Source organism: Streptomyces sp. NBC_00568 (genome assembly GCF_026341855.1).
Lineage (GTDB): Bacteria > Actinomycetota > Actinomycetes > Streptomycetales > Streptomycetaceae > Streptomyces.
In genome coordinates, this window is record NZ_JAPENW010000001.1 from 4,734,578 (window position 1) to 4,754,231 (window position 19,654).

Annotated in this window: 14 protein-coding genes; 4 read left to right on the forward strand and 10 right to left on the reverse strand. The window is 74.3% G+C overall.

Annotation, left to right across the window (positions count from 1 at the left end):
- Positions 1-115: 115 nt before the first annotated feature.
- The 4 genes from OOK38_RS20540 to OOK38_RS34550 form a co-directional block, all read right to left on the reverse strand.
- Positions 116-4,303: an SAV_2336 N-terminal domain-related protein gene (locus tag OOK38_RS20540; RefSeq protein WP_266758413.1), complete on the reverse strand. Its 4,188-nt coding sequence runs from the start codon at positions 4,301-4,303 to the stop codon at positions 116-118.
- On the reverse strand, positions 4,293-5,306 hold the full coding sequence (locus OOK38_RS20545; RefSeq protein WP_266758411.1) for a MoxR family ATPase: 1,014 nt from the start codon (positions 5,304-5,306) through the stop codon (positions 4,293-4,295). Before OOK38_RS20545 ends, OOK38_RS20540 begins: the two co-directional genes overlap by 11 nt.
- A gap of 183 nt (positions 5,307-5,489) precedes the next feature.
- On the reverse strand, positions 5,490-7,250 hold the full coding sequence (locus OOK38_RS20550) for a trypsin-like peptidase domain-containing protein (RefSeq protein ID WP_266758409.1): 1,761 nt from the start codon (positions 7,248-7,250) through the stop codon (positions 5,490-5,492).
- Positions 7,247-7,882 carry a CU044_2847 family protein gene (locus OOK38_RS34550; RefSeq protein ID WP_323178817.1) on the reverse strand — a complete coding sequence of 212 codons (636 nt, stop codon included), beginning with the start codon at positions 7,880-7,882 and terminating at the stop codon, positions 7,247-7,249. The genes OOK38_RS20550 and OOK38_RS34550 overlap by 4 nt, the downstream gene beginning before the upstream one ends.
- A 230-nt stretch (positions 7,883-8,112) precedes the next feature.
- Here OOK38_RS34550 and OOK38_RS20560 point away from each other — a divergent pair, with 230 nt between their 5' ends.
- Positions 8,113-11,742: a S8 family serine peptidase gene (locus tag OOK38_RS20560; RefSeq protein ID WP_266758407.1), complete on the forward strand. Its 3,630-nt coding sequence runs from the start codon at positions 8,113-8,115 to the stop codon at positions 11,740-11,742.
- 80 nt (positions 11,743-11,822) lie between these two features.
- On the opposite strand, the gene OOK38_RS20565 is transcribed toward OOK38_RS20560, so the two are convergent.
- Complete coding sequence (locus OOK38_RS20565; protein ID WP_266758405.1) at positions 11,823-13,208, reverse strand: carboxyl transferase domain-containing protein; 1,386 nt, start codon at positions 13,206-13,208, stop codon at positions 11,823-11,825.
- Positions 13,201-14,784 carry an acyl-CoA synthetase gene (locus OOK38_RS20570; RefSeq protein WP_266758403.1) on the reverse strand — a complete coding sequence of 528 codons (1,584 nt, stop codon included), beginning with the start codon at positions 14,782-14,784 and terminating at the stop codon, positions 13,201-13,203. Before OOK38_RS20570 ends, OOK38_RS20565 begins: the two co-directional genes overlap by 8 nt.
- A gap of 239 nt (positions 14,785-15,023) precedes the next feature.
- On the opposite strand from OOK38_RS20570, the gene OOK38_RS20575 reads away from it, so the two are divergent.
- The 3 genes from OOK38_RS20575 to OOK38_RS20585 all read left to right on the forward strand — a co-directional run bounded on the left by OOK38_RS20575 (position 15,024) and on the right by OOK38_RS20585 (position 17,050).
- Positions 15,024-15,389: a hypothetical protein gene (locus tag OOK38_RS20575; protein WP_266758401.1), complete on the forward strand. Its 366-nt coding sequence runs from the start codon at positions 15,024-15,026 to the stop codon at positions 15,387-15,389.
- Positions 15,386-16,027 carry a toxin-antitoxin system, toxin component family protein gene (locus OOK38_RS20580; protein ID WP_266758399.1) on the forward strand — a complete coding sequence of 214 codons (642 nt, stop codon included), beginning with the start codon at positions 15,386-15,388 and terminating at the stop codon, positions 16,025-16,027. Before OOK38_RS20575 ends, OOK38_RS20580 begins: the two co-directional genes overlap by 4 nt.
- A 147-nt stretch (positions 16,028-16,174) precedes the next feature.
- Positions 16,175-17,050 (forward strand): hypothetical protein, encoded by an 876-nt coding sequence (locus OOK38_RS20585; protein WP_266848652.1) that lies wholly within the window; start codon positions 16,175-16,177, stop codon positions 17,048-17,050.
- Between the two features lie 30 nt (positions 17,051-17,080).
- Here the strand turns inward: OOK38_RS20585 and OOK38_RS20590 are convergent, their stop codons facing one another.
- Genes OOK38_RS20590 through OOK38_RS20605 form a run of 4 tightly spaced genes read right to left on the reverse strand, consistent with a single transcriptional unit; the run spans position 17,081 to position 19,644 of the window.
- A complete protein-coding gene (locus OOK38_RS20590; RefSeq protein WP_266758395.1) occupies positions 17,081-17,707 on the reverse strand; it encodes a hypothetical protein in 627 nt (208 codons plus the stop codon).
- Positions 17,613-18,518, reverse strand: coding sequence for an FkbM family methyltransferase (locus tag OOK38_RS20595; RefSeq protein ID WP_266758394.1), 906 nt, complete (start codon positions 18,516-18,518; stop codon positions 17,613-17,615). Before OOK38_RS20595 ends, OOK38_RS20590 begins: the two co-directional genes overlap by 95 nt.
- On the reverse strand, positions 18,515-18,742 hold the full coding sequence (locus OOK38_RS20600) for a Trm112 family protein (protein ID WP_266758392.1): 228 nt from the start codon (positions 18,740-18,742) through the stop codon (positions 18,515-18,517). Before OOK38_RS20600 ends, OOK38_RS20595 begins: the two co-directional genes overlap by 4 nt.
- Positions 18,739-19,644 (reverse strand): hypothetical protein, encoded by a 906-nt coding sequence (locus tag OOK38_RS20605; RefSeq protein ID WP_266765675.1) that lies wholly within the window; start codon positions 19,642-19,644, stop codon positions 18,739-18,741. The genes OOK38_RS20600 and OOK38_RS20605 overlap by 4 nt, the downstream gene beginning before the upstream one ends.
- Between the last annotated feature and the right edge of the window lie 10 nt (positions 19,645-19,654).

Below are 19,654 nucleotides of genomic sequence, written 5' to 3' on the forward strand. Positions count from 1 at the left end.
ATCCTGCGCGCGCGGGGCGGGGGGCGCCCCTTTTGGAGGGCCGGGCGGGGTGCCGCTGGACGGGTGATTCCGCGGCGCTCGGCGCCGGCCGGGGCGCCGCGGTGGTGCGGAACCGTCAACCGGAGGCCGGCGGCGGTGACCCGGGTGGCGGCGCGCTCTCCCGCAGTCGTACCGAGCAGGCCACCGACAGCCCCGGCACCGGCCAGCGGCGCAGCCCCTCGTGCACCGCTCGCTGGGCCGCGCCCGCGCGGCGCAGCGGGTGACGCCGGGTGATGCGCCCCGCCTCCTTGAGGAGGTGGTCGAGGAGCCGCCTCGACACGTCGTGGGTCTCGGCGCGCACGAACGCCACCGGGTCGTCCACGTGCCAGGACAGCTCCACCGAGGCGGCGAACGAACTGTGCCCGTAGCTCGGCAGGTGCAGCTCGTGCGCGGCGCCATGGGTGGTGAGATCGACCTCGTAGTACGTGATGAGGGAGCGGGGCGGGCGCTTGCCCCGCGGTCGGTCGAGGTCGAGCAGGGTCAGCGAGGTGTCCGGGTCCGTGTGCACGACGGCGGTGTGGCCCCGCTCCGCGCCCCGGAGCCGGGTGAGGTCGCGGGTGGTGAACGGGCCCCGGACCAGGTCGCGTCGCACCGGTTCGAGTTCCGGGAGGCGCTCCGGGAGATCCAGGGTGCAGTACCAGGCGACCGGGGAGCCGTCCGCCACCGACGGCTGCCGGTGCAGCGGGCGGAAGCGGTCCGGGGGCAGCACGGTGCCGCCGCCCCTCATCAGCTCCTCGTGCAGAACGGGGGAGAGCACGACCATGATGTCCGCCTCGGGACGGTCCAGGTCGGGCCGGAGCTCGGGCGGCACGGTCGGGCTGCCCGAGCGGGCGAACAGCGCGGTGTGCCAGAACGTCACACGGATCTTCGGCGGCTCCGCCAACTCCAGCAGCGCGCCTGGCAGTTCACGCAGTACCGCGGTCAGCGCGGTCAGCACGGAGGCCTCGGGCTCGGTGATCACGACATAGCCGTTGTCGCGACCGAGGAGCTCGTACTCGTTCGGTGCCATGTCGCTCAGGGAGAGCAGCCAGGTCAGCGTCCGGCCGAGCACGCTGTGGGTGTGCGGATCCTCGCCCGATTCGGCGGTGTACTCGACCGCGATGACGGGGCTGCCTCGATCCGGCGCGGCCCGCAGCTCGTGGTACAGCGACAGCAGGGTGGGGTTCGGCTCGCCGGGCGCCTGGAGTTCCTCGTACGCCTGGTACGACTCGATGGCCTCGGCGACGCGGCCCTGGCCCTTCAGCGCGAGGATGTGCAGCCGCCGGAAGTCCTCGCGCCCGGGGTGGGACCGCAGGAGTTCGCCGAGGTCGGTCGCCGCGCGTCTGAAGCCGCCGGTCTCCAGGTCGAGTTCGGCGCGGGTGGCGCAGAGGGTGAGGCGCAGGGCGCGGAGCCGGCCGCGGGCGGCCTCGGCGGCGGGGCCCGGGACGCCGTCGACCGGGTCACCGGTCCACAGGTCGAGAGCCCGCCGGACGCAGTCGGCGGCGCTCTGCAGGTCGCCCGCGTCCCGGTGGCTCTTCGAGCGGGCGACGAGATCCTCGCAGAGGGCGAGGTCGACGCCGTCGGGGTCGGCGTGCAGGGCGTAGCCGTCGGCGGTGCTCGCCAGGACGCCGGGGCCGAGGGCCTCGCGGACCGCCGCGGCGTGCGCCGCCAGCAGGCGCGCCGCACGCTGCGGGGGCCGCCCGTCCCACAGCCCCTCGGCCAGGTCGGAGTGCGTCACCGGCCGGCCGCGGCGCAGGAGCAGCATGCACAGCAGGGCCTGCTGCCGGGGTGCGAGCGTGCGGACGGTGCGGTCGCCCCGGGTGATCCGTACCGGTCCCAGTACCCGATACCGGTGGCGGGCGGCCTCGGCGGCTTCCAGGACCCGGGCGAAGGACGGCGTGAAGAAGAGATCCATGCCGCGCCGCTGGGCCTGCGGATCCGAGGAGGTCAGCGGATTGAGGACATCGGACAGCAGGGCCCTGAACTCGCTGGGCACCGCGTTGAGTTCTCCGGACCCGGCTCCGTTGGTCAGCTCCCGCAGCAGACTGCCGAAGCCGTGCAGATCCTTCGACGGGTCGCGGTCCCGGCCGGTCCCCAGCGCGAAGTGGGTGATCTTCAAACTGCCGTCAGGCCGGACGATCAGTCCGTTCGGTGTGAGCCTGCCGTGCGTGACGCCCCGCTCGTGCACGGCCCCGAGGCCGCGTGCGAGCTGCTGGGCCAGCGGGGCGAGCAGCGAGAAGGGCAGGGCGAAGCCGCCCTCCGCGGTGAGTTCCGCCACCGTGAGTCCCTCGATGAACTCCGTGACGAGATAGGGCACGTTCTCCTCGATACCGAAGTCGTGCACCGTGACGACGTTGGGATGCTCGACACCGGCGAGTGCGCCGGCGTCCTCGAGGAACCGCTCGTGCGCGGTCGGCGGGTAGGCGTGCACCACCACCGTCCGGCCGCTCCGCGTGTCCTCGGCCCGCATCAACTGCCTGCCCCGGCCCAGGCGTCGCACCAGCCGGTACCTGCCCAGCACCAGCCCTCCGGCCGGGGGCGGGGTTGCGTCGCCGCCCGGCCGGGGCGGGGTCCCGCCGCCCAGCCGTCGCACACTCTCCTCGCGTACCGCCGCGAACGCCTCGCCGTCGGCCGCCGCGTCCCCGGGTCCGGGGGCGACCACGGGGAACTCCCCGGCGGCCATTCCGGCCCGCGCGTCGATCAACGCGCCTACCCTGCGCAGAAGTTCACTGGTGCGGCTGTGCGCGGTCCGCGGCAGCGTGTGCAGCAGGAGTTCGCGCACTCCGGGCCGGAAGGCGTACGAGCCCGGCGGGCCCGACGGGTCGGCGCTCAGCAGACCACTGAGGATCACCTCGGCGAGATGCTGCGGCCGGGGGCTCGGCTCGATCGCGGCCTGCACCAGCCGCATCACGGGCAACTCCGTTCGTCCGACGGCGAGATGACCGGCCAGCCGGAACGCCTCGGGCGAGGCGATGGAGCGGAACCGCAGGACGAGCTCCTCCGCGGAGCACCGCTCGACGTCACCACGGCCGTGCTCGTCGAGCGGGGCGGGCGCCGGAGCCGTGTCCAGCATCGCCACCGACCCCGGGAGCCGGCCGCCGCCGGCCACCAGCGACGACCAGTTCGCCAGCCAGCGGGTGGACGGTTCCAGGACGGGAAGCGCGAGCACGGAACCGGGGCCGGGCAGGTCGTCCGAGGCGTAGCAGTCCACGGTGTAGGCGGAGTTGGGGGCCGCGGGCCAGGGAGCGGTGAGGCGCGCGGTCGTCGCGGGCAGGGCCGTGGTGCGCCACAGCCGCTCGGGCAGCGGCTGGAGCACGGCGACGGGCATCCGGGCCGCCCAGCGGCGCAGCGTGCGGTACCACCGGGTGCCCGCCGGGCCGCCCCGCCACTGCGCGCCCATGCAGTCGCTGACCAGCAGGGTGACCGTACGGCCGTCCGCGTACGACTCCTGCGAGCCGGGCCGCCGTACCGTTCCCTCGGGGGTCAGCTGGTGCAGCTCCACCGTACGGAAGACGCCCGACTGGGCCAGCACGGTGTGCAGTTCGCGTACCAGTGGGCGCCAGACGGGCATGGTGGGCCCGGTGTCGTGCACGAGATGCAGGGTCAGCCAGCGCTCGGTGGCCGGGCGCAGCACCGGCAGCCACCACCGGGGCGCCGCGCCGAGCCGCGCGATCCGGTGGGCGGTCGCCTCCTCGTCCAGGGTGTGGCCGACGGGCGCGGGCACCCGGCGCTTGAGCGGACGCAGGGTGCGCTGGAGCGCCAGGGGGTGGGGCAGCATCGGGGGAGCGGGGGCCAGGAGCGTGGTGTGCGGGGTGTCCGCCGGGCCGTCGTCCACCGCGCCGCCGCCGGCGCGGTCGGGGGAGCCGGGGTCGGAGCCGGGCAGACGCAGAGGTACGCGGCCGTCGTCCGGCCGGTCCGGTCCGGCGGGCGGGTCCCCGAGGGGCGGGTCCGGCGGCACGTCGGACCGCGCCGGTGACTCCGGGGGCGTCCGCGGGGAGGCGGGGCGCTGGTCCGACGGGGGCCGGCCCGGCGGCACGGCGGCGGACCCTTCGCTGTGCCCCGCGAGCCACAGCAGCTCGGCCAGCTCCACGGAGGTCGGCGACTCCCCGCCGCCGACCCGCCCCAGCAACTCCGCGAGCAGGGCGGGCCCCGGCTCCGCCGGGGGGCGGCCCGGCCCGGGACCGGCCGGGGAGCCGGGTCCCGCGTCCGCCGGGGCGGTCGGCTCCGGGCCCGCGGGGTTTCCGGGTCCCGGGCCCGCCGGGGTGTCCGGGTCCTCAGAACTCATCGTCGTCCCGGGTGCTGCTGAGGTAGGGCATCAGCTGCTCCGCGAGGTCGTCTCGGGACGTCGCGTCGATCCCCGCCGCGCCGGTCAGATAGATGGCGTTCAGGAGCTGGTCCGTGGCGAGTTCGCCCCCGGTGCCGCGGGAGAGGAAGCGGGTGATCAGCTCGCGGGCGTAGGCGTCGGGCTCGCCGAGGTGGGCGCGGACGATGCTTTCGAGGTGGGCGTCGCGCGGCTGGTGGAGTTCGAGACGGACGCACCGGCGCAGGAAGGCGGGCGGGAACTCGCGCTCGCCGTTGCTGGTCAGGACGACGAAGGGGAAGGCGCGGCAGCGGACCCGGCCGCGGGAGACGGTGACCCGGTCGTCCGTGCCGGCCACCATCACCTCGGCGGCGGGCGTGTGGCGGGCCGCCCGGACCAGCTCCGGGATGTCGTACTCGCCCTCCTCCAGGATGTTCAGCAGGTCGTTCGGCAGGTCGAGGTCGCTCTTGTCGATCTCGTCGATGAGCAGGGCGCGGGGGCGTCGGTAGGGGAGCAGCGATGTGCCGAGCGGGCCGAGCCGCAGATGGTCCTGGAGCTCGCTGTCCGCGGGGATCTCGTGCTCGGCGGCGCGGCCGGCGGCGTACAGGCGGGAGAGCGGGTCGTACTGGTAGAGGCCGTCGTGCAGCGTGGTGCGGCTGGTGATGTTCCAGCGCAGCACCGGCCCGAGCCGCAGCTCCCGTGCCACCGCGTACGCGAGGGAGGACTTCCCGCTGCCGGGCGGGCCGCTCACCAGCAGCGGGCGGCGCAGGTACAGCGCCGCGTTGACGAGCTGGACGGTCCGGTCGGTGGCCCGGTAGGTGCGGGCCCGGTGCCTGCGGTCCGGGGAGGCGGTCGAGGTGTCGCCGTCCTCGGCGGGCGTGTCCAGCTCGGGACCGCCGTCGAAGTCGCGCCACGGCGGCGGCGCGGGCAGCTTCGCGATGCCGTCGTGGGGTTCGCTCCCACCCGTGTAGACGGGCCACAGGGACATGCGTTCTCCTCGTTGCTCACCGGCCGTGCGACCGACGTCGGACCTACGGGCCGCGCCCGGCACATCGCGTACCGGCGCTCGGCCGACTCGTTGCCGTGCTCCCTCGCTCGCCTGTCTGCCTGCCTTCCCTCCGCCCTTCCCTCCGTCCTTCCCTCCGCCTCTTGCTTCGCGATCCCCGGGTGCTCAGCCGACCGGTGAGTGGAGATAGCCGACCGGGTCCGGCAGACATCTGGGGTCTTCCCAGAGCAGCGCCAAGTCGTACGCCCAGTGCGGTTCGGGACCGTCGTCCGCGTACGCCGTCTCGCGCAACTCATGGATGTGCGACGGGAGTTCCGAGGGAGGCAGATCCGCCAGATGCGCGGCGAGGCGGTCCAGGAACGCCGCCCCCGTGCAGTCCTCGTGCACCCCGTCCCGGTGCTCGCCGCGGCAGCCGCTGCGCGGCCACAGCATCACCGGGACCGCCGCGTTCAGGCTCGCCTGGAACAGCCGGCGGGTGCCCTGCGCGCGCGGCGGGGAGGCGAAGCCCACCATGTCGGCGCCGCGCCGCAGCCCGATGGTCAGCCGCACCGGATCCTGACCGAGGGCCCCGCAGCCGATGCGGTGCAACGGTGCCGCGGACCGCCCCTCGAGCCGCTGCCACTTCTGCAGCAGCTTGTGCTGGAGACCGCCGCTGCGCCGCCGCTCCAGGTCCATCACCACGAGCGGCGCGAAGGAGCCGAGCGGACTGTCGTCGTCGGCGCTGCGCTGCCAGTGCGCCACATCGGTGTTGAGCCAGCGGCGGGGCAGCACGAACGCGATCAACTCGCGCGCTCCAGGCTCCAGTTCGTGGTACGCCTCGTCGATGCGCTCCAGCGCGTAGCCGCGCACGCGGTCGGCGGGCAGGGCGCGCGAGCCGACGACGCGACGGTGCCGGCCGTTGTACGCGGAGACCTCGACGAGGAACTGGTGGTCGCCCGAACCGCTGGGCGCGATCTCCACGAGGATCGGCGACCAGGGCTGGGTCCCCGCGGCGGGCGGGCCCGGCGGGTTCACGGGCGGCCGGGGGCGGCGGTCGTACGCCCGGGACGGCCAGGCCCGCAGCGCGCCCCGCGTCGGCGCGTCCTCGGTGAAGTCGGCGAGCCGCGCGGCGAACCGGGCGACGGCACCGGTGTCGGGCACCTCGGAGAGCAGATACCAGGCCGCGTCCCACAGCGACCGGAACCGCCGCCCCGGCAGCGGCGGCCCGAACGGGCCCACGGCATCGCTGTACAGACGCTCCGGGCTGCACTCGGGCCGCCCGTCGAACTCCGGACCCCGCGCCAGCACCAGTTCCCGCAGCCGCTCCTTCTCCGTACGCCCGTACTCCGGTGTCGGTATCAGCTCGCCGAGCCGCGGCCAGTAGCGGGCCATGACGTGCGCGGGCAGCATCCGTCCGTTGCGGATCCCGGGGTCCCGCGCGGCGGCGGACACCATGCCCACCACCCGCCCGGTGTCGGCGAGGGTCACCGCGGCCCCGCTGAAACCGGGCGCGAGCGGCTGGCCGTGCGCCACCCAGGCCTCCAGCTGGACCCACTCGCCCGCGATCAACTGGTCCGCGGTGGCCCGGTACTCGGCGAGGGTCCCCTCCTCGTAGCGCTTGGGGAACCCGTAGGCCACCAGCCTGCGCGGCGGATCGCCGTAGGCGTCCGACGGCCCGGCGAACTCCGCCGGCTCCAGCGGTACGGAGCGGTCGAGTTCGAGGACCGCGACATCGCCGGGATCGGTGTCGCGCCCGTCCCAGCCGCCGTGCGCCACGACCTTCGCGGGGAGGGACTCGCCGCCCCGCGCGAAGGAGACCCGTACTTCCTCCGAACCGCCGCGCGCCACCACATGGGCGCAGGTCAGCACATGCCGCTCGGTGACGAGGAAGCCCGCGCCGGTCTCCCGTCCGCAGGTGATCCTGGCCTGCCAGGACGCGCTGTTCATGACCGCGAGGCGATCCCCGGAGCACCGGACACGGACCCGGACTCCGGCCCGGTCGCGGACTCCGGCCCGGTCGCGGAGGGCGTCCCGGTCCCGGTCCCGGTCCCAGCCCCAGCCCCGGTCCCAGCCCCAGCCCCGGTCTCGGTCCCAGCCCCAGCCCCGGTCCCGGTCCCAGCCCCGGTCCCGGACAGGGGGTCTCTTCCGGACGCGGGTCCGGGACCGGGTGTGCCCCCGGTTCCGGCCGTGCCCGCCGTGCCCGCCGTTCCGGCCGTGACCCCGGAGGCCGTGGCAGGGCCGGAACGGGAGCCGTTCCGCCCCGGCTCTCCCGGTGCCCAGGAGAGCTTGACCACCAGATGGCCCTCGACCGAACTCTTCGCGATCAACGCGCCCGCCTCCGCGCTGAGTTTGACCCCGAACTCGATCTCGACGGAGTCGGGCCGCAGGCTCCCGTCGCGGAACACCCGCAGCGCCGACTGGGCGGCGGCCCGCACGCCCTCCAGGGCGCCCTCGAAGGTGCGTGTGGCCTGCACCGTGCCGTCGTCGCGGGCCACGAGCCGGGAACCGGACTCGTCGTCCGCCGCCTCCACGACGACCAGTGCCCCGTCGTCGGTCTTGAACTCCACCAAACCGTCCATGGTGCGCCCCCGTTGTCCGTGACTCCCGAGCACCGACATTGTTCCGGAAGGCACTTGGGACTGTCCCGGTTTCTGCGGCTCGTACCCGCCTGTCCTGGCGGGAAGCCGCCAGGGCGCCTTCCCGCCAGGTTCCGTCAACACCCCTGCAACACAAGCCCCCCGACACTCTTCGCAAGCCCCGGGCGCCACCCCTGCCCGGTGCGGGCACGGCCGATGAAGAGAGGGCACGAATGACCAGAGGACCAGTGAGACGTCCGGCGGCACTGCTGTCGGCCGGGCTCGTGCTCGCCCTGCTGCCCACGGGGCGGGCGGGCGCGCTCGACACCGGGGGCACCGGGAACCCCGGCACCCCGGTGCCGGCGCGCGCCACCGCCGCGGCCCGGACCGTCACCCTCGTGACCGGCGACAAGGTGACCGTCACCGACGTCGGCGGCGGCAAGAAGACGGTCTCCGTCGTGCGCCCCCGGGGGGCCACCGGAGCCGTGCGCACGCAGGTGGCCGACGGCGCCGTCACGGTCGTACCGGACGAGGCGCTGCCGTATCTGCGGGCGGGCACGCTCGACCGGCGGCTGTTCGACGTCAGCGAGCTCATACGGCAGGGGCTCACCGACCAGAAGACGGACGAGCTGCCGCTGATCGTGACGTACGACCCGAAGGCACGGGCGACGACCCCCGGCGGGGCCGAGCGGACGCGCTCGCTGCCCAGCGTCCGGGGCGCCGCGGTCGCCGCGGACAAGGGCCGGACCTTCTGGCGGGCGGTGACCCGTCAGGAGGGGATCGGCAAGGTCTGGCTCGACGGACGGGTCAAGGCCGACATGGCCGAGAGCAACGCGCAGATCGGCACCCCGAAGGCCTGGGAGGCCGGGCTCACCGGCAAGGGCGTGACCGTCGCCGTTCTCGACACGGGCGTCGACACCGGCCACCCCGACCTGGCCGGCCGGGTCGCGCGGACCAAGAGCTTCATCGAAGGGCAGGAGGTCGCCGACCGCAACGGGCACGGCACGCATGTCACCTCCACCGTGGGCGGCAGCGGCGCCGCCTCCGACGGCGCGGAGAAGGGCGTCGCGCCCGAGGCCACGCTCGCCGTCGGCAAGGTACTCAGCGACCAGGGTTCGGGCAGCGAGTCGCAGATCATCGCCGGCATGGAGTGGGCCGCGCGCGACGTGCGCGCCAAGGTGATCTCCATGAGCCTCGGCTCGACCGAGGCCAGCGACGGCACCGACCCGATGGCCGCGGCCGTCGACACCCTCTCGAAGGAGACCGGCGCCCTCTTCGTCATCGCGGCCGGCAACACCGGCGCCCCCTCGTCCATCGGCTCGCCCGGCGCCGCCGACTCCGCCCTGACCATCGGCGCCGTGGACTCCGCCGACGAGGCCGCGTACTTCACCAGCGCCGGACCGCGCTACGGCGACAACGCGCTCAAGCCCGACCTCTCCGCCCCCGGCGTCGACATCCTCGCCGCCCGCTCCGGGCTCGTGGACGGCAGCGGCTCCTACACCTCCATGAGCGGTACGTCGATGGCCACCCCGCACGTCGCGGGCGTGGCCGCGCTGCTCGCCGAGGAGCACCCCGACTGGACCGGCGCGCGGCTCAAGGACGCGCTGATGTCGACGTCGAAGCAACTCGACGCCTCCGTCTACCAGCTGGGCTCCGGACGGGTCAGTGTTCCGGACGCGATCGCGGCGAAGGTCACCGCCACGGGCAGCGCCGACCTCGGCTTCTACAGCTGGCCGTACGAGGACAACGCGCCGGTCGCCAGGACGGTCACCTACACCAACTCCTCCGACGCGGCGGTGGAGTTGACGCTCGCCGCGGAGGGGGCCGGCGAGGGTGTCGCCACCCTCGCCGACACCAGGCTCACGGTGCCCGCGCACGGCAGCGCGTCCACCACGGTCACCGGTGACGGCTCGAAGGCGCCGGTGGGCAACACCTCCGGGCGGATCGTGGCCTCGGTCGACGGCAGGCCGGTCGCGCACACCGCTTTCGGACTGGTCAAGGAGGAGGAGCGGTACACGCTCACCGTCCGCGTCAAGGACCGGGACGGCGACCCGACCGCCGCCGATCTCGCCGTGCAGCAGCTCGCGCAGGGCGTCGACCCCTACCCCGCCCACGTCGGCGACTCCGGCACCCTGACGCTGCGGCTCAGGCCCGGCACGTACAGCCTGACGTCCTTCCTCGACGTGCGCGGCAGCCACGGCGCCGACTCGCTCGGCCTCGGCTTCCTCGCCGCACCCCAGATCACGCTCGACCAGGACCGCGAAGTCACCCTGGACGGGCGGACGCTGCGGGAGATCAGCGCGAAGGTCGACCGGCGCACCGAGACCCGGCAGCTGCTCATGGAGTACGACCGGAACGCGGGCGGCTCCGACCTGTTCGGCGCGGTCCAGGTGCCCGTCAAGTACGACAGCGTCTTCGCCGCGCCGACCCGGAAGGTCACCGAGGGCAGCTTCGACTACCGGACCGTGTGGCGGCTCGGGAAGCCGCTCGTCGACGTGCGGGGCCTCGACGAGGCGCTCGCCCAGCCGGGCGGCACCCTGATCGAGGGCCGCAGCAGGCTGCCGCTGGTCGACGTCGGGGACGGGCCGTTCACCGGAGTGCGCGGCAAGGCCGTCCTCGCCCGGCTCACCGACGGTGTCGAGCCGGCCGCGCTCGCCCAGGCGGCCCAGGACGCGGGCGTCAAGGCCCTGTTCGTCACCGACGACACGGCGGGACGCCTCAACGCCTGGTTCGGCACGGACGACAACGGGAACCGGCCGCTGCAGATCGCCACCGTCGGCGCGGCGGACGCGGCACGGCTGCGCGCGAGCCGGACCGTCGACATGACCGGGACGCGCAACACGCCCTATGTGTACGACCTTTCGCAGGGCTTCGAGGACGCCGTCCCGAACCGGAGCCTGACCTATGAGCCGGACCGCCGTGAACTGGCCGTGCTGGACACCAGGTTCCACGCCGTGAAGCCCGTGTCGGGCAGCGAGTTCCGCTACTCGATCGCCGACCCCTTCCCCATCGGCCTCGGCTTCCAGGAGCGGATCGACTACCCGGCCGAGCGGACCGACTACGTCTCCACCGGCACCGGACAGACCTGGACGGAGTCCGTGTACGTCGGGGACGGCGCGCTGGAGGAGCGCAGCGGTCTGGTCCCCTACCGGGGCGGCACCCACGACACCCTCGACTGGTTCAAGCCCGTCTGGCACCCCTGGCTCGGCACCGGACTCGGCTGGGGTCAGCAACGCGCGGGCAACCAGATCCAGTTCAACACGCCCGGCTGGGGCGACTCCGGACCCGACCACACCGGCTTCGGCGACGTGTGGAGCGACGACACCGGGATGACCCAGTTCACCGAGGTGTACCAGGACGGTGTGCTGGTCGACGAGGGGAAGAGCTCCGCCGGATACGTCTGGGACGCGCCCGCCGACGAGCACACGTACAAGGTCGTCACGGACACGACGCTGGACCCGGAACGCTGGAAGCTCTCCACGAAGGGACACACCGAGTGGACCGTCCGCTCGGCGGCCACCCCCGAGGACCACTACACCTTCCTCCCGCTCCTCAACCTCGGCTACGACATCGACACCGACCTCACGGGCGATGTGCGCGGCGGCAAGGTCCCGGTGAGCCTCTACGCCGAGTACGTGAAGGGCGCGCCGGACACCGGAACCATCGGCGGCGGAAAGCTGGAGGTGTCCTACGACGACGGGAAGACCTGGAAGGCGGTCCCGCTCACCGGCGGCAAGGCGCGCTGGACGGGCACGCTGAGCGTGCCGCGCGGCGCCGAGTTCGTGTCGCTGCGGGCCTCGGCCCGTGACGACCAGGGCGGCACCGTCAGCCAGGAGACCGTCCGGGCGGTGGGGGTGCGGTAACCGGCCGTCGAGAAGGCGGTCCCTGGAGCGGGCGGCCGTCGGTTCCCCTTGGGAGGGGGGAGCCGGCGGCCGCCGTCCGTTCACCCGCCGGGTCGCTCCGCGATGCCCCGGATGACACCCAGCTCGACCAGGTCCTGCGGCCGGAGTCTGAGCTGGTCTGCGGTCGCCCGCACCTCGTCGGCGGGCCGTTTGAGGATCGCGGCCGCTGACTCCGGAGCGATGACGGAGAAATAACTGTCCGGCGTGGCCCAGGTGTTGCCGGGCGCGGCCAGGGCCAGCGCGCCGCCCGAGCCGCCCTCGCCGATCACCAGCGTGGTGACCGGCGTACGGGCGGTGGCGACCGCCGCGAACAGATCCGCGATCGCGGCACCGGCCCCCTGCCGCTCGGCGTCCGCGTCGTTCGCGGCACCCGGGGTGTCCACCAGCGTCAGGACCGGGATGCCGAGCCGGCCGGCCAGCCGGACCAGCCGGGCGGCGGTGCGGTATCCGGCGGGACGGGTCGGGGTCCCGCGCTGGGCGGCGAAGGCGATGGTCCGCCCGTCGTGCGCGCGGCCGAAGCCGCACAGCACGCCGTCGTCGGTGCCGCCCGAGCGGTCCCCGCCGATCGCCACCCGCCGGGTGAAGAGGGCGTCCAAGTAGCTGTCCGCGCGCGGGCGTTCAGGTGCGCGGGCGCGCTGCACCGCGTCCCAGCCGGTCGCGGGCGGTTCGGTCGCGCCCAGCGCGGGCGGGACCGGCGCCGCCCCGGCGGAGGGCTGGGTGAGCAGGTCCAGCCACAGAGCGAGCCTCTCGCGCAGCCCGTCCTGCGGCACGAGGGCGTCGACCGAACCCGCCGCCACCTGCGCCTCGGCCGTGTACGCGGCAGGGTCCGCGTCGGGCGGACGGACCCGGGAGCCGGCGAAGGCGACCTGGGCGCCGGGCAGCGCCAGCGTCACATCGGCGCCCGCGCCGAGCGTGGCCCAGCCGCCGCCCGTCGTCGGATCCCGCAGGACGGCGATCTGGGCGAGCCCCGCCTCCCGGGTGAGCGCCGACTGCCGGGCCACCCGCTGGAGCTGGGTCAGGGCGAACATGCCCTCCTGCATCCGGCTGCCGCCCGTGGCGACGAGCGAGACGACGGGCAGCCGGTGCGTCCGGGCGTGCTCGTACGCCGCCTCCAGGCGGTCACCGGTGCGCTCGCCGAGGGAACCGCCGAGGAAGCCGAACTCGAAGGCGACGAGGACGGCGGTGACCGGGCCGAGCGGAGGCCTTCCGTCGATCGTCGTGCCGAAGCTGGCCGTGCCGAAGGTCGCGGTGCCGCAGACGACCGACTCCTCCTCGCCGGTGCGGGCGGCGGCGCGCGCCCGCGCGTCGTCGTACCCCTGCCAGGAAAGCGGACCATCGGGCCCGGACTCTCCCTTCGGGTAGGGGAGTTCGGCGAAGCTGTCGGTGACCAGGGCGATGGCCTCGCGGGCCGAGATCCGATCAGTCACGCGGCAGCGCCCGCTTCAGGATCTTGCCCATGTCGTTGCGGGGCAGCTCGTCCAGGAAGCGCACGGCGCGCGGCCGCTTGTGCGGGGCGAGGCGACGGGCCACGTGGTCGGCCAACTCGTCCACGGGTGGCGGAGCCTGAGGATCGACGGGGACGATCCAGGCGACGACGCGCTCACCGAGGTCGGCGTCGGGCTCCCCGGCGACGGCGGCCTCGCGCACCCCAGGATGTTCGAGGAGCGCGTTCTCGATCTCCCCGGCGCCGATCTTGTAACCGCCGCTCTTGATCAGGTCGGTGGCCTTGCGGCCGACGATCCGGACCGAGCCGTCGGGGTCGAGGACCGCCATGTCACCCGTGCGGAACCAGCCGTCCCCGGTGTACGCGGCGGCGGTGGCGTCGGGCCGGTTCAGGTACTCGGTGAACAGGTTCGGCCCCCGCACCTGGATCTCGCCGACGCTCTCCCCGTCGTACGCGCCGGTCGGGGTGCCGTCGGCCTCGTACCCGGCGATCGTCGTCCCGTCCTCCTCGACGAGCCGCAGACCGACGCCTGGCAGCGGCACGCCGACGGTGCCGGGCCGGGCCTCCCCGTCCACCCGGACGCTCGTGTTCATCAGGGTCTCCGTCATGCCGTACCGCTCGACGACCCTGCGCCCGGTCGCGGCCGTGATCCGCTCGTGGTCGTGCACGGGCAACGCGGCCGAGCCCGACACGAGCAGCCGCGCCCGGCCCAGTGCCTTGGCCAGCCCGGGGTCCTCGGTGAGCGCCTCGGCGAGCCGGTGGTACATCGTCGGCACCCCGAACAGCATCGTCGCCCCGTCGTTCAGCTCCCGCGCCACGCCCTCCGCGCTGAACCGCCCCAGATGCCGGACGGACCCGCCGCGCCGCAGCGGGCCCAGGATGCCGAGGATCAGGCCGTGCACATGGAACAGGGGCAGGCCGTGCACCAGCACGTCGTCGCCGGTCCACTGCCAGGCGTCGGCCAGCGCGTCCAGGGTCGAGGCGATCGCCCGGCGCGGGATGACCGCGCCCTTGGGCGGGCCCGTGGTGCCGGAGGTGTAGACGACGAGGGCGGGGGCGCCGGGGTCGGTGACCCCGCCTGCGGACCCGGGGGATGCCACGGGCCCGGGGGGCGCGGCGGCTCCCGAGGACGTGACGGCCGCTGTGGCCCCGGCGCCCTCGGCGGGGACCGGTCCGCCGGTCGCGGCGCCCGCCTTCGCGCCGGACACCTCGACATCGAGGCGGTCCAGCGCCCCCGCCGGGGAAGGCAGCACGTCACCCGGAGCGGCGAGCACCAGGGACGGCGCGCTGTCGCCGAGGATGTGGCCGAGTTCCGCCTCCCCCGACTTCGGGTTCAGCGGCACGGCGGGCACCCCGGCGAGCAGCGCGGCGACGACACCGACCGCCGTCTCCAGGGTCGGGGTCGCCCATACGGCCACCCTCCCGGCACCGTCGAGCCGTGCCGCCAGCGCTCCCGCCGAGGCGGCCAGCTCCGCGTACGTCAGGGACCGATCACCGAAGCGCAGGGCGGACCGGTCCGCGACCGAACCGCCCACCAGGGCCGGGAAGAGGGAGAACACGGGGACTCCTTGCCGAGAGGACTTCACCGGGACGGACAGGCTCTTCCTACACGATGAGGCTTCCGAGCAGGGTGGTCGGCCGCCCGTCCGCGCCGAGGACGTGGAGGGGGAGCGCAGGCGCCGTAAGGATCGTTCCGAAAGCGGGAGCGATCGATCGGGAACCGTGGCGTGGACGGACCCGGCCACGTAGTGTCGGCGACGCGCGACAACTTGATGAGTCAACTGCCGGGAGCCCTTTGGTGAGTGAGTCCCCGCCGCCCCTTACCGAGACCCTCGAACGCCTCGACGCGCGGATCGCCGAGCAGGGTCCGGACCGGGGCGACGTCCTCGACCCCCGCGGCCCGTCCTGTCGGACGGTCCTGCCGGAGGAGCTGCTCCGGGCACTGCCCGCGGGCGACGGGACAGCGTGCGACGACCGGGTCGGCGGCCATGTCCGGGGGCGCGTGCGGGCGCCGCACGAGAGGTCCCTCGGGAGGAGCGGCAGGCGGCCCGCCGGGGTGCGCCGGGAGGCGGCCCCGCGCGGCACACGGCTCACCCCCAGCGAGCGGGAGACTCTCGTCGGCATGCGCGCGGGCCTGCCGGACGGCGAGGAGGCGGAGCGATGACGACGAAGCCGGCCGGCGCCGTCGAAAGGCTCCTGACGGCGCTGCGCCCGCGTGGCACCCGCTCCGAGATGCGTGCCCTCGCGGTGGAGCTCGGCCGGCTGCTCCGGCGCAGGATCGATACGCCTGTCGACGTGCGGGAGCTGGCGCAGGCCCTCTGCGACGAGATGAGCCGGCGTCGGGGCGGCCGTCCCGTCCAGCTCCGTTTCGAGCGCTTCCCCGACGAGATCGAAGTCACCGGCCTGTGGATGGAGTTCCAGGACTTCGACCTCGTCATCGTCGAGGAGCGCGCCGAGACGGTGCAGCAACTCGTCATCCTCGGGCACGAGTTGTGGCACATGAGGGAAGGGCACCGCGACCACCACGTGGACGGCGCGGCTGCCGTCGCGCGCGCCGCCCTCTCGGACCGCTCCGACCTGCGCGATTCCGGAGCGCGAGCGGCGTTCCGGCAGGAGGTGGCCCTCACCGTCGCCGCCCGCAACGGATCACGTCAGGCGGACGAGGCCCAGGCCGAGGCTTTCGGCCTGCACCTGGCGAGCGTCTTCCGCTCCTGGCTGGCGGGCCCGGGCGGCACCGCCCCCGTCGACCCGGTCAGCCAGGCCATCCAGACCTCCCTCGGCTACCGCGGTCCCCGGGACTGACCGGCGGGCGACCGTCGGGTGAAGGCCGATATTGGTTTGGCCCGGAGTCGCGGGTGGTTGTTAGCCTGCGGCGGGATTGTCCGGGTGGCGTGCCGGTGGGGTGCGTCCGTGGTCGTACGCCGGTGTCGTACGAGGATGGAGGCCGTCGTGGCCCGTATCGCGCTCGTCACGTACGACCCGGGCGAGGAGCCCGGCGCGGACCGGGACCTGCCGGTGCTGAGGGGGGCCCTGGAGGACGCCGGGGCGGTGGCGGACATCGTGCACTGGGACGATCCCGGGGTCGACTGGGCGGAGTTCGACCTGGCGCTGATCCGGTCCACGTGGGACTACAGCTGGCGGGTGGCGGAGTTCGTGGCGTGGGCCGAGCGGTGCGGGGGGCTCACGCGGCTCCTGAATCCGGCGCCGGTCGTGCGGTGGAACACGGACAAGCGCTACATCGGGGACCTGGCGGACGCGGGGGTGCCGGTCGTCCCGACCCGCTATCTCGCGCCGGGGGACCCTGTCGAGCTGCCCGGCGATCACGAGTTCGTCGTGAAGCCCACCGCGGGGGCGGGGGCGCGCTACGCGGCCCGGTACACGCCGAAGGAGCGGGAGACGGCCCTCGGGCAGCTGGCGCGGATGCACGCCGGGGGGCTGACCGCGATGGTCCAGCCGTATGTCGCGAACATCGACGCGGCGGGCGAGCGGGCGCTCCAGTTCTTCGGCGGGCGCCTTCTGCACGCCAGTCGCAAGGGGGCCGTGCTGGAGCCCGGGACTCCCTTCGACGGGGACAAGACACCCCACCCGCGCCTGGAGGCCTGGAAGCCGACCGCGGCCGAACAGGCCGTTGCCGAGCAGGCGTTGGCGGCCGTGCCGGGCGGCGCGGACAGCGTGCTCTACGCCCGCGTCGACCTGGTGGACGGCGACGACGGCGAGCCCCGGGTGATGGAGCTGGAGCTCGTCGAGCCGAACCTCTTCCTGTGGCTGCACCCGGAGTCGCTGCCCGTGGTCGTGGACGGGATCATCGAGGCCGCCACTCGCTGAAGGCTTGTCGGCGGGCTTCCGGGAGAAACCTCAGGCGGACTCCTCGGGGGACGGCGGGACGGGCCCCTTGACGCCCACGCGTTGCAGCAGGCCCCAGCTGAACTCGGCCGCGCACGCGTGCGGGACGCCCGACGCGTCGGGGGCCGTGAACGCCAGCCCCCAGCGGGTCGGGGCCGTGCCCTCCAGGGGCCGGGCGGGGGCGAAGGCGCGGGCCGCCTCGTCGACCGTGCAGGACCAGGGGGCCAGGTCCTCCAGGGTCTCCAGCACGGGGGCGGGGGCGCCCGGCGCCCGTACCAGCCACTCGTTCCAGGCGACGCCGTTCGGGGCGAGGAGGACCTCGAACCGCAGACCGGGCCACAGGGGCACCGGCCAGCGCAGGGCCTCGCAGGTCAGATCGCCGATCCGGCGCGCCTGTGCGGACTCGGGGGCACCGAGGACCGAGCGGTAGCGGGCGGCGGCGGACCGGGAGCGCGGGGCGTGCAGCATCGCCTGCCAGCGGCGGTTCGCCTCGCGCATGTCGGCGATGGACACGCCCAGCTCGTGACGGGCGTGCTCGACCAGGTCAGGATTGTGGTCGGCCATGCGGCGCAGCAGGACCAGTTGGAAGTCGAGCGGGGTGAAGGGGGTGGGTGGGCGTTTGGCCGGCATGCGGTCCATCGTCGCGCACCCGGCCCTCGCCCGGACGGCGGCCGTCCGGCAGGAACAGCACCGAGTTGACGTAGCGGGGACCGCGCGGCGGCAGCACCCGGCGCAACAGGCCCTGCGCGACGACGTACGACATTTGCGCCTGGTGCTCCGCCAGCGGGAAGGAGGCGAGCGGCACCCAGCAGGAGCCGGGCAGCACCCACCCCGTGTACCCCTGTTCGGCGAGGTGCTCGACGACCGGGGCGACCGGCTGGATACGGGACTCCAGCTCGATGAAGAGGGCGGGGCGGTCGCGGGCCAGCAGGTCCCGGGCGCCGCGCAGCACCGCCGGCTCGTTGCCGTCCACGTCGATCTTGATGAAGCCGACGTCGCGCAGGCCCAGACTGTCCAGGGTGAGACAGGGCACCTCCAGCGCGCGGGCGTGGATGTCCCGGCGGACGAGTGAGGACACACCCCGGTCGCCCGCGTCGTCCGCAGGCAGCCACAGCCGGGCGGTGCCCCGGTGGTCGGAGGCGGCGGCCGTGATCACGCGCACATGGTCCGGAGTGGCCGACGACAGCAGCCGGGCGAGATGCGGCACCGGCTCCACGGTCACCACCCGGCGGGCCCGCGGGGCCAGGCGGCGCGTCCAGGGGCCGTACCAGCCGCCCACATCCACCGCCGTGCCGCAATCGGGCGGGCACAGGTCGCCGAGCCGGGCCAGCTCGGGTTCGAAGCGCGGATAGACGAGCCGGGCCGCCGCCGCCACCAGGCGGGTGGGGACGAAGGGGGCGAGGCGGGCCGCGAAGGTCCGGGACGCGCGGCCGTCCACTGATCCGGTCATGGCGCCATCCGTTTGACGAGTTCCTCGTGTTCGTCCTCCGTCACCTGTTCCCCGGAGGACGGCAACAGCTGCGGGATGCCGTCCACGACGGGGTAACGGCGGCGCAGCCGCGGGTTGTAGAGCGCTTCCTCCGAGGACCGGGCCTCGTCCGGGACAAGCAGATGCAGCGGACCCTTGTCGAGCGGGCAGGCCAGGATCCTCAGCAGTGGGTCGTCGGGATTCATGGGGGTGTCAACTCCTTGGCACCGATGGGGGGTTGAGGTGCCTCGTCATGCTTGGGCATGGCGAGCAGCACGGCCACCGCGAGAACGGTGCCGGCCAGCCGCAGCGCGAGCCGGACCGGTTCGTGCGGCAGCGCCTCGCCGAACGTGAGCGTGCCGAGCACCGCCGTGAACAGACAGGTCACGGTCGTGCAGACCGGCACGATCAGCGAGGCCCGGCAGCGCTGGAGCGCCGCCTGCGACATGACCAGACCGAACGCGCCGGTGAAGAGCAGGAGATAGGGGTACGGGGAGCGCAGCAGGCCGACGACCGCGCCGCCCGGGTCATGGGTCGTCAGGCGGCTCGACACCCCCTTGATGGCGAGCGAGCTCACCCCGTACAGCAGGCCGACCGCCACCCCGTACTCGACGCCGGTGGTCGGCATCCGGTGCCGGTGCCGGGAGCGGCGCTCGGCGGCCCCGTACAGCCATACGCCCAGCGAGAGCGAGGGCAGGCAGACCGTGAGGACCAGCGGTGCCGGGGCACCCCGGCCGACCGTGTCGGAGTTCTCGCGCAGGGACAGCACGACCATCAGCAGGGCGAGGAGGATCGCGCCCAGCGCGTACCGTTCGCGGCCCGTCGTCTCCTCGCCGAGCAGCCGGGAGGAGAGCAGCACGAGGAGGACGAGCCCGGACACGAAGATCGCCTGGGCGGCGGCGATCGGCAGGGTGCGGTACACGGCCAGCTGCGCGGCGAACCCGGAGGCCAGCGCGAGAGAGCCGCCGATCCACAGCGGGCTGCCGAGGACCAGGCGCAGCAGCCGGGCGGGACGGCGGATGTCGACCTCGGGCAGGGCCGCCAACGCGCGTTTCTCCAGGACGAATCCGGTGCTGTACAGGACGTTCGCCAGCAGAGCCGCGGCCACTCCCCACCAC

Bases quoted from the DNA above. Each gene is read 5' to 3' on its own strand.
- OOK38_RS20540 (WP_266758413.1), bottom strand. From the start codon at position 4,303: ATGAGTTCTGAGGACCCGGACACCCCGGCGGGCCCGGGACCCGGAAAC.
- OOK38_RS20545 (WP_266758411.1), bottom strand. From the start codon at position 5,306: ATGTCCCTGTGGCCCGTCTACACGGGTGGGAGCGAACCCCACGACGGC.
- OOK38_RS20550 (WP_266758409.1), bottom strand. From the start codon at position 7,250: ATGAACAGCGCGTCCTGGCAGGCCAGGATCACCTGCGGACGGGAGACC.
- OOK38_RS34550 (WP_323178817.1), bottom strand. From the start codon at position 7,882: ATGGACGGTTTGGTGGAGTTCAAGACCGACGACGGGGCACTGGTCGTC.
- OOK38_RS20560 (WP_266758407.1), top strand. From the start codon at position 8,113: ATGACCAGAGGACCAGTGAGACGTCCGGCGGCACTGCTGTCGGCCGGG.
- OOK38_RS20580 (WP_266758399.1), top strand. From the start codon at position 15,386: ATGACGACGAAGCCGGCCGGCGCCGTCGAAAGGCTCCTGACGGCGCTG.
- OOK38_RS20590 (WP_266758395.1), bottom strand. From the start codon at position 17,707: ATGGACCGCATGCCGGCCAAACGCCCACCCACCCCCTTCACCCCGCTC.
- OOK38_RS20595 (WP_266758394.1), bottom strand. From the start codon at position 18,518: ATGACCGGATCAGTGGACGGCCGCGCGTCCCGGACCTTCGCGGCCCGC.
- OOK38_RS20600 (WP_266758392.1), bottom strand. From the start codon at position 18,742: ATGAATCCCGACGACCCACTGCTGAGGATCCTGGCCTGCCCGCTCGAC.